At 50.8% G+C, this 11,565-nt stretch carries 18 protein-coding genes; 9 read left to right on the top strand and 9 right to left on the bottom strand.

The window, feature by feature from the left end; all coding sequences use genetic code 11:
• Nucleotides 1-36: 36 nt before the first annotated feature.
• From SCT_RS17655 to SCT_RS07485, 3 genes are all read right to left on the bottom strand, one after another.
• Entirely contained in the window at nucleotides 37-393 is a 357-nt protein-coding gene (locus tag SCT_RS17655) for a hypothetical protein (protein WP_237759626.1), read from the bottom strand.
• On the bottom strand, nucleotides 347-997 hold the full coding sequence (locus SCT_RS07490) for a nucleotidyltransferase domain-containing protein (RefSeq protein WP_059421109.1): 651 nt from the start codon (nucleotides 995-997) through the stop codon (nucleotides 347-349). Before SCT_RS07490 ends, SCT_RS17655 begins: the two co-directional genes overlap by 47 nt.
• Nucleotides 998-1,162: 165 nt before the next feature.
• Entirely contained in the window at nucleotides 1,163-1,435 is a 273-nt protein-coding gene (locus SCT_RS07485; RefSeq protein WP_059421107.1) for a DUF4389 domain-containing protein, read from the bottom strand.
• Between the two features lie 253 nt (nucleotides 1,436-1,688).
• Here SCT_RS07485 and SCT_RS07480 point away from each other — a divergent pair, with 253 nt between their 5' ends.
• Nucleotides 1,689-1,901, top strand: coding sequence for a ribbon-helix-helix protein, CopG family (locus SCT_RS07480; RefSeq protein ID WP_059421415.1), 213 nt, complete (start codon nucleotides 1,689-1,691; stop codon nucleotides 1,899-1,901).
• Nucleotides 1,895-2,260, top strand: a complete 366-nt coding sequence (locus SCT_RS07475; RefSeq protein ID WP_059421105.1) for a type II toxin-antitoxin system VapC family toxin — start codon at nucleotides 1,895-1,897, stop codon at nucleotides 2,258-2,260. Before SCT_RS07480 ends, SCT_RS07475 begins: the two co-directional genes overlap by 7 nt.
• 192 nt (nucleotides 2,261-2,452) lie before the next feature.
• Here SCT_RS07475 and SCT_RS17085 read toward each other — a convergent pair whose 3' ends face one another.
• The 4 genes from SCT_RS17085 to SCT_RS07455 form a co-directional block, all read right to left on the bottom strand.
• Nucleotides 2,453-2,641: a hypothetical protein gene (locus tag SCT_RS17085; protein WP_144408243.1), complete on the bottom strand. Its 189-nt coding sequence runs from the start codon at nucleotides 2,639-2,641 to the stop codon at nucleotides 2,453-2,455.
• Between the two features lie 210 nt (nucleotides 2,642-2,851).
• Entirely contained in the window at nucleotides 2,852-3,709 is an 858-nt protein-coding gene (locus SCT_RS07465; RefSeq protein ID WP_059421102.1) for a restriction endonuclease, read from the bottom strand.
• Between the two features lie 68 nt (nucleotides 3,710-3,777).
• Complete coding sequence (locus tag SCT_RS07460) at nucleotides 3,778-5,745, bottom strand: DUF2075 domain-containing protein (RefSeq protein ID WP_059421100.1); 1,968 nt, start codon at nucleotides 5,743-5,745, stop codon at nucleotides 3,778-3,780.
• Between the two features lie 2 nt (nucleotides 5,746-5,747).
• A complete protein-coding gene (locus tag SCT_RS07455) occupies nucleotides 5,748-5,969 on the bottom strand; it encodes a helix-turn-helix domain-containing protein (protein WP_059421097.1) in 222 nt (73 codons plus the stop codon).
• Nucleotides 5,970-6,193: 224 nt separating this feature from the next.
• Between SCT_RS07455 and SCT_RS07450 the strand changes: the two genes are divergently transcribed.
• Entirely contained in the window at nucleotides 6,194-6,814 is a 621-nt protein-coding gene (locus tag SCT_RS07450; RefSeq protein ID WP_189799651.1) for a DUF429 domain-containing protein, read from the top strand.
• A gap of 181 nt (nucleotides 6,815-6,995) precedes the next feature.
• Here the strand turns inward: SCT_RS07450 and SCT_RS17305 are convergent, their stop codons facing one another.
• Nucleotides 6,996-7,145, bottom strand: coding sequence for a hypothetical protein (locus tag SCT_RS17305; protein WP_159107886.1), 150 nt, complete (start codon nucleotides 7,143-7,145; stop codon nucleotides 6,996-6,998).
• A 107-nt stretch (nucleotides 7,146-7,252) separates the two neighbouring features.
• Between SCT_RS17305 and SCT_RS07445 the strand changes: the two genes are divergently transcribed.
• From SCT_RS07445 to SCT_RS07420, 6 genes are all read left to right on the top strand, one after another.
• Nucleotides 7,253-7,906, top strand: a complete 654-nt coding sequence (locus SCT_RS07445) for a PEP-CTERM sorting domain-containing protein (protein ID WP_059421095.1) — start codon at nucleotides 7,253-7,255, stop codon at nucleotides 7,904-7,906.
• Between the two features lie 36 nt (nucleotides 7,907-7,942).
• Entirely contained in the window at nucleotides 7,943-8,335 is a 393-nt protein-coding gene (locus SCT_RS07440; RefSeq protein WP_082098231.1) for a twin-arginine translocation signal domain-containing protein, read from the top strand.
• A gap of 37 nt (nucleotides 8,336-8,372) precedes the next feature.
• Nucleotides 8,373-8,873 (top strand): phage tail protein, encoded by a 501-nt coding sequence (locus SCT_RS07435; RefSeq protein ID WP_059421091.1) that lies wholly within the window; start codon nucleotides 8,373-8,375, stop codon nucleotides 8,871-8,873.
• Nucleotides 8,874-8,902: 29 nt separating this feature from the next.
• Complete coding sequence (locus tag SCT_RS07430; protein WP_059421089.1) at nucleotides 8,903-9,418, top strand: phage tail protein; 516 nt, start codon at nucleotides 8,903-8,905, stop codon at nucleotides 9,416-9,418.
• 12 nt (nucleotides 9,419-9,430) lie between these two features.
• A complete protein-coding gene (locus SCT_RS07425) occupies nucleotides 9,431-9,934 on the top strand; it encodes a phage tail protein (protein WP_059421087.1) in 504 nt (167 codons plus the stop codon).
• 74 nt (nucleotides 9,935-10,008) lie between these two features.
• On the top strand, nucleotides 10,009-10,494 hold the full coding sequence (locus SCT_RS07420; protein WP_082098239.1) for a GNAT family N-acetyltransferase: 486 nt from the start codon (nucleotides 10,009-10,011) through the stop codon (nucleotides 10,492-10,494).
• Between the two features lie 283 nt (nucleotides 10,495-10,777).
• Here SCT_RS07420 and SCT_RS07415 read toward each other — a convergent pair whose 3' ends face one another.
• Nucleotides 10,778-11,278: a YkgJ family cysteine cluster protein gene (locus SCT_RS07415; protein ID WP_059421083.1), complete on the bottom strand. Its 501-nt coding sequence runs from the start codon at nucleotides 11,276-11,278 to the stop codon at nucleotides 10,778-10,780.
• Nucleotides 11,279-11,565: the final 287 nt, after the last annotated feature.

Here is an 11,565-nt window from a genome sequence, read left to right as displayed (position 1 = left end):
TTTCCAGCAACAAGTCCGCCACTTGAACGAGATCCTTTACCAGTTGTTCATCGATTTCCAGATGTCCTTCGTATTCCGCAAGGTTGCGGCGCTCATGGCACAGCGCCAATATCCGCCAATGCTCAGGGCAAAATCCAGCGTATGTTGCAGACATTGAAAAACAATGTAACGGTTCTCCGAGCGGTAGCCATGCCAGCGCAAGGCCGCCAGTGCCAGTGCATGGGAAGCGTTGTAGCCCAGATCGAAGCGGCTCTCGATAGATAGCGTTTTTATATGCGCATCTTTCAGCCGAGCGCGGGCGGAACGTACCAAGCCTTCGAATTCCTTCCGACTTGGTGCTTCCGCTTTAAGCTGGCCGGTCTTTGCCAGGTTCGCCAGGTTTTGGGAGGTCATCATCCGCTCCAATTAAATATATCTTCGGCTGTTCCAGTGTCCGTAACAGAAAATCACTGCCATCCAAAAGTTTGCGTTTGAATTCATCCGGACTATAAACAGTCGGGTTAATGGCACGGCCGATTCGGCTTTCCGTTTGAGCCAAGCAAGAAAACACATCGGCATAGGACAAATTTTCACCAATCACCATCACGTCAATATCGCTACGTGCAGTATCGCTGCCCTTGGCGACCGATCCATAAATGAAAGCAGCGCGGATGCTGTTTTGCAATGGGGCCAATGCCTCACGCAGCACATCTGCCACGCCGAAAGTTTTCAAGACAATGCCGCGCAGCTCCTCGAAAATCGGCGATTGACGATCAGCCTGGTAGTGCTTCTGGTTGCCGATCTTCGTTACCGAAAGCAGCCCGGCTGCTGTCAGCTTTTCCAGTTCCCGTTGAACCGCACCCGTACCAGCGCCTGCGAAGCGGACGATTTCATTCGCGTAGTAACTTCTGTCCGGATTGCCGAACAGCAGCCCGACTACGCGCTGCTGTGTTTTTGTAAATAAGGCGTCTGATAGACTGGCTTTTGTCGTTCCCATATAGGGAATGATAATACCCATTAAGGGAATTATCAAGATTTATGCATTGTCGTGAAAGATAATCGTGGTACGCCACCTATGGTTAATAAAATAGTTCCTTCCCCATGCATATAAGTCCCCTCGCCCGCCTGCGGGAGAGGGTTAGGGAGAGGGAAGTAGTGAATTCGGTGGTAATACAGGTCGACGTTACGACGGCCAATCGTTGAAAGGAAAAGGCTTTTCCTCGGTATTGAAGGATTGAAAGTTAACAATCTGTTGAACGTAGCTTCCCAAGCTGCGACCAAAGGTGAGCAGCCTGGTGTTGGGCGCGCTGCCAAGCAAAACAAAGATGAACTGTAGCACCGCCACCACCAACAACACCGTCCCAGCCAAGCTGTAGAGTATGCCAAGCAGGATCATGAAACCACCGCGCAACCAGATGTTGTTTTCCGTGGATGTCTCGTTTCCATGTTGTGTCATCGATGCCTCCGCGCGCCGTTTTGATATCAAAATATAGACGTTCGCCGAACAAAGGGGCCATCTTCGAATGGTTTTTTCAAAGGAGACAACGAAATGGAACCGGCAAAGAAAATCGATCTGAAGCTGACCCATTTGGCTGTCTGCAGACTCAGAAACTAATTTGTATTGCACTTTCCAGTTAAAAATCGCCTGAGTAGATTTATTGCATATAGTGATATATGATGTAGATAACATCATCAACAAGGAAAATGATATGCGAACATTGGTCGATATCCCAGACAGGCAGATCAAAGATTTGACGGCTATATGCGAAGCCGAGAAGGTCTCTCGTGCTGAAGTCGTCCGTCGGGCAATTTCTGATTACCTGGAAAAGAAAAAGCCGGGTGTCGCTGAGGCGTTCGGTCTTTGGAAGGGTCGCAAGGTAGATGGTTTAACCTATCAAGAGCAGGCACGCTCCGAATGGTAAGCGCGCTATTTGATACCAATATATTGGTCGACTACCTCAATGGGATCGAACAGGCAAAAATTGAACTGGACAGGTACACCGACAAAGCCATCAGCCTGATAACCTGGATGGAAATCATGGTGGGAGCAACGCCAGAGACCGAGGCAATCATCCAGAATTTTTTGGGTGCCTTCGTCAATTTGCCTATAGATGAGCAGGTCAGTCATTTGGCCGTAGCACTCCGCAAGAAACACAAAATCAAATTACCTGATGCCATCGTGTGGGCAACTGCTCTGGTGCACAAAAGAATACTGGTCACGCGGAACACGAAGGATTTTTCGAAGGACGAACCCGGTGTTCGTGTCCCTTATCAAATTTAGTGATTGGGGCAAAAAATACAATCGAAACCTGTCAGAAACCGAAGGGATTCTAAATGTTTAAAAACGGTAACCAAGTTGAAATCTTGCCTGAATTCCAAGATCCAGGTGATGACGGTTTTCCCTTGAGGTTGCTGCGCCATCGTAGGAATGAGGATTATGGAAAGTCCTCGATTAATCGGGCTACGTCCCCTATTACGCGATAATCCACGTTTCCCGGCAGTGGGGGCACTTGCCGGGCTTGTGCAGGTGCTCGGCAGAAAAAACAAAGCCGCATTTATGACAAGTCGCCGGGTGCACCACCAGCCGGTATTCGGAGGAGCGTTTCAGGGTGCGGGCGAGATGGCGAATATCGTCCTCCACATCCTTGGGGTCGATGCCCAAAGGCTAGTCGATATCGTAGAGCCCCATGGGGTGATGAAACAGGAGCTCGATCAGGTCTTTCCGGAACATGGCCCATCCCTCCGAGCGCAGAGCTAAATTCATTATAGGAATGAAACGGGGAAGGGGAGGCTATACATCCTGCGCGAGCTATCGCTAGCTAAAGGGAAGTGGCTTCGAATGATTTTTTCATAGGGGCAACGAAATGGTTCTTTAGTTAATCTGAACTGTCCCGCGGCATTGCGGAAAGGTGGTACAGCCCCAGAATGCCTTGCCAGTATTGGAGCCTTGCTTGGCAGTCCGCTTTACCATGGAGCTGCCACACTTCGGGCAGCTTGGGTCGGCAGTTGCCGTCAGGGAGCTTGGATGCGCGGGCTGTGCAATGGCGGCAGTGGCTTGGGGTTGTTGTACTTTCTGGATAATGGTCGTCAATTCAGCGCCATCGATTAGGTCAATGTTTCTTCCTTCCGCAAAGGATTTTGCTTCCTGCGTAAAAACGCCAGACGTCACCACGAACCCGCCAGTAGCGCCCCCGGCGGCCATTACGCCATATAATTCACGAATTGTTGTAACACCAACTTTGAAGGCTTTCCACTGCTTGCATTGGACCAGAAATTTCTCGCCATCTTTTTTCAGAACAAGATCAACGCCACCATCGGTGCCGCCACCGCCAGTTTCGGTAACCGTGTACCCCCCACGTCGAAATGCCTCGCCCACCAGCATCTCAAATTCCTGCCAAGTCATGCCATTTAGTACAGAAGGGGATGAGCCTTCTTGTACGTCTTCGAATAACGCGGCCCGTTTATGCCGCCCATAGGCGGAAACACCGGCACCAATCAAGAAAGCTAGAGGGATCAGGTATTGCCCAAATAGGGCAAGAGTCTTGCCGAGTTGGTTTGCGACCATAGAGCCCATTTGACCTGGCGACACAGGCGGCGCTACTACTGCGGTTGCAAAGTGGTGGAGGACGAAATATATAATGATCGCCAAGAGTACGCCTACCCACCATGGGAACAAGGCGGTAATGTCGATCAAGTCTTCGAACGGGCTTTGTTTTCTTTTTTTGGCCATGAGGCTTACTCCATATTAGCTGTGCGTTAAGAAACCGTGGTCTTTTCCTTGCTACTATTAGGATTTATTCAACTATTTAAGCCTTCGATGCCACAACTCACCAAATAGGCGAAGGTGTCATCAAAAAATGCTGACTGTCGTGTCGCGTCTTCATCTTTGCCATGTGGCAAAAATATCACCACTCCTTGGCGTGCACGCGTTAATAAAACTCGATAGGCATTTTCTAGGTAGCGCTTTTGCTCTTCTTGATGGCGTTGTTTCCAACTTGTACCGGTAAATTTCCAGTGTTCAAATTGTCCATCCCGATAGCGATAATCCGCATCCCATCCCACTAAGCACCAATCTAACTCCAAGCCCTGAATATCAAACTCAGTGGCAACGTCTTCTAAGAAATGGCAGGAGCGGACATCGTCTTGATCATTCAAGAACCAATCTGCCGCCGACAACTTATTCTTAACAAAAACGCCTTCAGGTTTGAGTCTCATCGCGCCAGACGATGCAATCAGCCCTTTGGTTTCATTGGCGCGGGCTTGCGCTTTTATCCAAGCCTTCGCTTGATTGAGATCTCGGGTAATTTTGATGGGAAATTTATGCTTGAATTGTCGGTAGTATTCAGCGGCAGCTTTTGCTTGATTGTGGATCAGATGGTGAATCATATGCGACAACTTCTCGGCACGAAAAGACCGCATAGAGGTGGCCAAGTGCAAACTCGGCTGCATATAGGCATGCTTAACATCAGAGAAATGGACATCACTGCCCGCATATTCGATCTGGGATAGTTTGTCTGAGTAATGCACATCCCAATCTGAAAATTTAGCGGATAAAGCGTCAATCCAACCCTGTAGTCCTGCTTCGCCCGTGTTAATTTCTTGCCCGCCGCCAATCAGGGCTACGATAACGCACCAGTCTTCATGCCTATCCATCACGCTGATTAGGAAGTCTGGTTCTGACTGATTGAAACTTTTTTGCCCTCTCTTTTGCATCATAAATTTCGACGTATTCGGCAAATCCCATGCTCGTTGCGCTTCGTCAAAAATTACTACTCTCTCATTAGGCGCTTTATCTAAGTTCTTTAGCGATTCATCCCTAAAGTGATGAATATTTTGGATCATTGGTACAACGTCTCTCAAAGCTTTTGCTTTCGTTGTGCCTGCATTGTGTTTGACCCGGTCTCTTGCAAGGGCTTCACGTAATACGTCAACTAAAGGGCCATTCCCCGAAAGAAAAACTGCGTGTTCGTCATCAGATATATTTGTATTTGAGGTGGCTATATTTAGCCCAACCAAAGTTTTTCCAGCACCGGGTACGCCAGTAACAAAGCAGATAGTCTTGCGTTTATTTATACGGGCAGCGTGAACGATGTCTTGAATGGTTTTTGAAGTGATATGTAAGTTTTGATTGCCGGCATTATTGTGAGTAATGTCATCCACGCCATGATTTGAATATAGGGCTTGGGCTGCTTCAATGATGGTAGGCGTTGGCTTATACGCAGAATGCAACCATTCTTCGTACTGGATAGGCTGACGCGATTGAATGTGCCGTACGCAATATTCAAGCGCCGCATACAAATCGTTCTTGTTGGTCGTGATGGGTTCATAGACATGATCCACTTCGACTGGCGCTTTTAATTCCGTTTTCTTAGCTTCTGTGGCAACTAAAATAGGGATGATCGTTTTGTCGTGACTACCTTCGTGAAAATGGTGTAAATCAATAGCGTAGCCATGAGCCTGTCGAATATCTTGCGGTAGATATCGATTGGCCCCCACCTTGAATTCAATGACAAAGATTAAATTTTTGTAGATTAAGACGGCATCTGCACGCTTCCCCATTCGGGGAATCTGCACTTCGAAAAGGATATGACCTTCTCTCAACGGCTGTATAGCATCCTGTAAAATTTCAATTTGTCGTGCCCATGCACCAGTTTGCAAATGTTCCAAACTCTGCGGATGATTTTGTGTGATTTTACCAATGATCGAATCAACAGGCTCTATGAGAAAGTGCACGACTTCTGCTGAATAATAGGCGCGATGCGACATAATTATTCAGCGTCCGAATGGAATAGTTCGGCAGCAGGTACATTTAACGCTTGAGCAATGCGGAAGATGTTGGTGAGGCTTACATTACGGACGCCGCGCTCTATACCGCTGATGTAGGTGCGATCCAGTTCAGCAATCATTCCTAATCGCTCTTGGCTCAGACCTCTTTCCAAACGTAATTTTTTTAAATGAAGTCCAAAGCCAATCAGTAATTGATTCGCCATATGCTAGCCCATGTGATTTTGTGGACTAATCATGCTTTGGTGTGACTTATAGGTCTACGGACTATGGGTCACATGTTGTGATTATTCATTTGCCTTAAGTGGAAAAATTGACCATAAGATTATCGATGAGGCTTTGTGGTGCACTCCCTATTGATCGGGATGAGGAGGAACACAGCTTTGTCGAAGCTATTCCTCAACTGTTTATCGACTGAAGGAGTTGGCCTTTGTTCGACGAGAGCAGCATAGTCATCGGTATCGATGTCGGGGGGCCGAAGAAGGGGTTTCATGCGGTGGCGCTCAATGCGGGTCGCTACTGGGAGAAGTTCGCTACCCCTGATGCGGCGTCGATGGCTGAGTGGTGTCAGCAAATCGAAGCGCGGGCCGTCGGCGTTGATGCGCCTTGCCGTTGGAGCCTGACTGGCCGGGCGAGGCCCGCCGAACGCGCGCTGGCTGCCGAGGGCATACACTCCTTTGCCACACCCGGCCGCGCAGCGGCGGAAAGCCGGGATTTCTACCGCTGGATGATCAATGGCGCCGAGCTGTTCCGCCTTCTCGAGGCGCATTACCCACTATTTGACGGGGGCAACGCAACATCGGGCCCGGTGTGTTTCGAGACCTTCCCCCAGGCAGTGGCTTGCGCGCTGGCCGGGAGGGTTGTTTCCGCAAAACGAAAGAGTGCCGTGCGGCGCGAACTGCTGCGCAAGACGGGGATCGACACGGCACCGCTGACCAACATCGACACCGTCGATGCCGCGCTATGCGCCATTGCAGCCCATTCCCTTCTTGCTGGTAGCTACAAGACCTACGGCGACGCTACGGAGGGCTTGATCGTGGTGCCTGCCTGAACAATAGTGAAATGCATAGTTCCCCATGTCCGCGATCGACGCATGATCCAAAAGACGCTGTAAATTTTTCTGAACCATAAAAACATAGTGTTTCAATACGTTATGCCAACTTGAGACATTCAACACCCTGCCATAATCATGAACGGTGTCGGTTATTTTTACACGTCCGATTGCCGCGTCGTTATTGATGCTGCATATCAAAAACTTGCTTGCATGGTATTCCAGAACGAAAAACACGCAACATTTCGTCGGGAATTTTTACACCCACCCCGGCTTTTCCAAGAGAAATAGGCACAACAACCTGTTTATAAACAACAAAAAAAAGTGGCATTAACATTGCTTATGCAAGAAACATTAATGTTATGTTCATGATTCAGAAGTTCGGTTCGGCAGCGAAATAATAACGAGACCGACAGTAAAACATTAGGAGCAACAGGCATGTATAAATTTTTCTCCGCACAATCCCTGCGAAAACAGGCTGTTCTTCTAGGTTTTATTGCCCTGTTTTTCGCTCTGCCACAATTAAGCCACGCCACCCTGATCGGTCAATCGGTTACCGCTACCTACCTGGACAACACGCCATTCTCAAGTAGCGATACAGTCACCGTCGGAGCAGGTGTTGAGATACCAGGCAGCGACAATACAAAAAACCTCGTCATCGATGCAATATTGTTCTCTGCCGACTTCATTGACATCAATGGAAGCAGTATCGTTATTCAACTCAGCGGTGGCGGCACCCCTATGGGAGGCGGTTATTCAAATGCGGGTTTTGATCTGTTCCCGGGGGCGCGCATTGAATTCACCGGCTTCAGCTTCGCGCCAGACATCCTGAACGGGATCAACCTGGTTTTGACCGGTGCAACCGGCCTGACCAATGCAGATGTCGTTTTCACTGCCAGCTCGCTCACTCTGAACAACCTTGGCAACCTGGGCATCCTGGGATCCTCGATCCGTGACCATGGTCAAATCGCCCTCAACTTCCAGACCTCGCAACAAACTGTACCGGAACCAGGCACGCTGCTTTTATTCGGGCTCGGCCTGGCAACATTGGCCTTGCGCCGGGGCAAGCTCTTTGGGTACGGCGGCCGCTAAGCGCTTTCATACATATTCTGTTCGGAGGGTCACCTCATGGATCGACGTCAATTCCTATCAACCGGAGCGGCAGCTTGTGTCGCTCTCGGCTTCACTGCACCCAACGTGATGGCGGCAGCCATCCAGCAATCGGGTGCTGCAAAGTATACGAAGCAATGGTTCCAGCAGGCTTTGAATACCCAATTTCATCTGGATGACAACGGTTGGCAAGGTGTCCGAATGGAACTGGTGGCAGTGGCAGACGGCCCGCAATCCAATGGGTTGGATCAATTTACCACTGTATTCCGCGCTGACCAGGGGGCGCCGTTGCCGCCGGGCTTATACCATGTCAAACACTCCCGCGACGGCTGGTTTCAGGTTTACCTCGAACGCGGCCAAAAGAATGACACAGGGCTGCACTACCATGCCACATTCAACCTGCTCGCCTGAAGGCGGATCAACAGCTTAGATATTTTTGGAGGCCGCTATGGCAGAACCATTTCTGGGGGAAATCAGGGTTACCAGCTTCAATTTTGCGCCAAGGGGCTGGGCCATGTGCAACGGACAGTTGCTGTCAATCAGCACGAACCAGGCGTTGTTTGCATTGCTGGGCACCTTTTATGGGGGAAATGGCATAAATAACTTTGCCTTGCCGGATTTGCGGGGGCGCACTCCCCTGCATAACGGCTCGACTTTCTCTCAAGGACAAACAGGGGGCGAAGAAACGCATCTCCTTTCCCCTGCCGAGATACCTGCGCACAGCCACTCGCAAGGTTCGGTTGCCCAGGCAACCGGAAACAATCCGGCCAACAGCGTTCTGGCTGCAAAACCCCGGCGCGGGAGCAATGTGTACGTACCTGTCGCAAACCCGGTGCAACTGGCCGGGCAAGGTTCCGCCGGAGGAGGTCAATCGCATGACAATATGCAGCCGTATCTCGCACTCAATTTTGTGATCGCGCTTCAGGGCATATTCCCTAGCCGCAATTGATCGTATCCAGAAAAAAGTAGAGGTCTCTCATGTCACAACCCTTTGTCGGTGAAATTCGAATGTTTGGGGGAAATTTTGCACCCAATGGCTGGGCATTCTGCGACGGTCAACTGCTGCCCATCTCAGGGAACGAAACCTTGTTTACCTTGATTGGCACTACCTACGGCGGAGACGGCCAAAGCACCTTCGCCCTGCCCGACCTGCGCGGCCGCATCCCGATCCATCAAGGCCAGGGCCCTGCGTTATCGCCGCGCACAATAGGCGAGAAGGGAGGATCGGAGGCGGTCACCCTCACCACCGCCCAGTTGCCGACCCATACTCATCGGCTAGCCTCAGGGAATGCTGCGACGTTGGGCGACCCAACCGGCGCTGCCGTGGCCAACACCGGTGCGACGACAATGTACGGGGCAGGCGCTGGCAATATCGCCATGGCCCCAGAAGCAAGTGTGAATGCCGGTGGCAGTCAGGCCCACAACAACTTGATGCCTTATCAGTGCGTTAATTTTATTATCAGCCTGTTCGGGATTTTTCCGTCCCAGAACTAAGGAGAAACATCCATGGACCCGTTTGTCGGAGAGATTCGAATTGTGGGCTTTAATTTCGAGCCAAGAGGGTGGGCGTTGTGCAACGGGCAATTGCTCCCGATCGCACAAAATACCGCGCTATTTTCCCTCCTGGGAACAACTTATGGAGGAGATGGACGCTCTACTTTCGGACTGCCCAACCTTCAGGGGCGCGCCGCCATGCACCCAAGCCAGGGGCCAGGCCTGACTCCCAGGCAACTTGGCGAAACCGGGGGAACTAAAAACGAAACCTTGTCCCAAGCCACAATGCCCCAGCATAACCATGAACTCAGACCAGCAAGCGGAAGTGCCACGACCGGTACCCCGTCCGGGGCCAACAGCCTGGCAGCCGGGACCGCTAACACCTATGGAGCAGCGAATAACATGGTGCCCATGGGGGAAGTGGTCGGTGGCGGCCAACCCCATAACAACATGCAGCCTTACGAAGTGCTTAACTTCGTAATTGCATTGCAGGGTATTTTTCCCCCTCGGTCCTGATACTGGCATATCAATGGAATGGGGCAGCGCGGGATTTTTCTACCGTTTTGTTTTTGATGCCAGTGACAGGCTCTTTGGCGCAAGCCGTTCAGTTGCGCCCAATTCAACCTGAAGACCGTGCGTTCCTGTACCACGTCTATGGCAGCACGCGTGCCGCCGAAATGGACTTGCTTAACTTGGATGACACGCAGAAGCAGGCATTCCTGACAATGCAATTTAATGCCCAGCACCAATATTACTCTTCACAATTTCCCCATGCCCATTTTGAGATTCTTGAGCTGAACAATGAAGCAATTGGGCGTCTCTACACTGATCGACATCAACACGAAATCCACATCATAGATATCACCCTGTTGCCCGAGTTTCGCGGGCAAGGTATTGGCAGTGCTTTATTACAGAAGTTACTGGATGAGGCGGCCTCCACAGACAAATGCGTTTCAATCCACGTTGAACAACTCAACCCGGCTATGCGTTTGTATAAACGGCTGGGATTCAGGCTGGTGCAAGATGGCGGGATTTACATGCAGATGGAGTGGTGCCCCCCTTATTCACGATCGTGACCGGGCGGGACGGAAGGCCCAAAAGCAGAAACCCGTTTCAGCTTTTTCTCGCCGGAACGGGTTCCTGTGTTTATTCCGCTTTAGCAGTATTTATTAAGCGCCCCGCAAGCTGTTTGCTTCTTTAATTCAAATCGGCGCTGCACAATTAAAAATTAGCACAAATTTTAAGAAGTGCAAATTTTGCGAAAAAAATTTGGCGGGTTGAGTAGTCTCTAGGCGGCTGCTTTAAATGGGGGGGTGCTCGTCTTTCGCGTCGCATCTGCGAAAGACGATTTCCCGCTACTTATTTTCCACTATCCCAACGCTCGATCCAGCCGGTCAACGCGCGAATTTCGCCAAGGCCGGCGAGCCGATGATCAATGGCATCGTGATTGCCCCAAACCACGTCGGCCAAGGCGCCTTCGGCTACGAGGGATTCGATGTCGTGGCAATAAAGCCCCAGGTCGCGCTGCACGTAGAAGCCGTAGGTGCGGCATGCCACCGGACGCTGGGCATAGACAGGGCAGGAGCCGGTATAAAGATCCAGCAGTGGGCAGATGATGGGGCGCGACCGCTGGCCGGACAAGGCGGCTATGTTTATGCGGATTTCCTGGATACGTTCCGGTGGTAGGGTTGCCAAGCCCTCACGCAGCAAGTCCCATTCTGCTACCGTCAGTTGAGGTACGTCGGCGAGCTGCCGACAACAACTGTCGCAGCCCTTTCCGCACAGCCAGTCGGAATGACCCTCCCGGATAGTTAGTACGCGCACATCAATATCGGCATGGAGTTGGGTTAGCGTGGTCATATTTATCACTCAAATTGTACCGGCTCGGCTTACTTTGGCACTGACCATTTCAGACCAGCGAGTTCCATCTGAATCACGGCACAAATGATGGGCCATGCGGTTGGTCAGTGTTGAGGTTATTGGGGCAACAGAATACGCCAATATCACCCAAAAGTTGTATCTCTGTCATGCTCCATCAACTAAAGGAGTCAGCTTCGATATGTTTCTTAAAGGGGGCGGCGACCCCGGTTCACGGCCGTGACCGGGCCGGGCAGGAAGGCCCAAAAGCAGAAACCCGTTTCAGCTTT

The organism is Sulfuricella sp. T08 (assembly GCF_000971475.1).
In the GTDB taxonomy this organism is placed as follows: domain Bacteria; phylum Pseudomonadota; class Gammaproteobacteria; order Burkholderiales; family Sulfuricellaceae; genus Sulfuricella.
The sequence above is the reverse complement of the archived record's forward strand: the minus strand, read 5'-3'. Positions and strand labels throughout refer to the sequence as shown.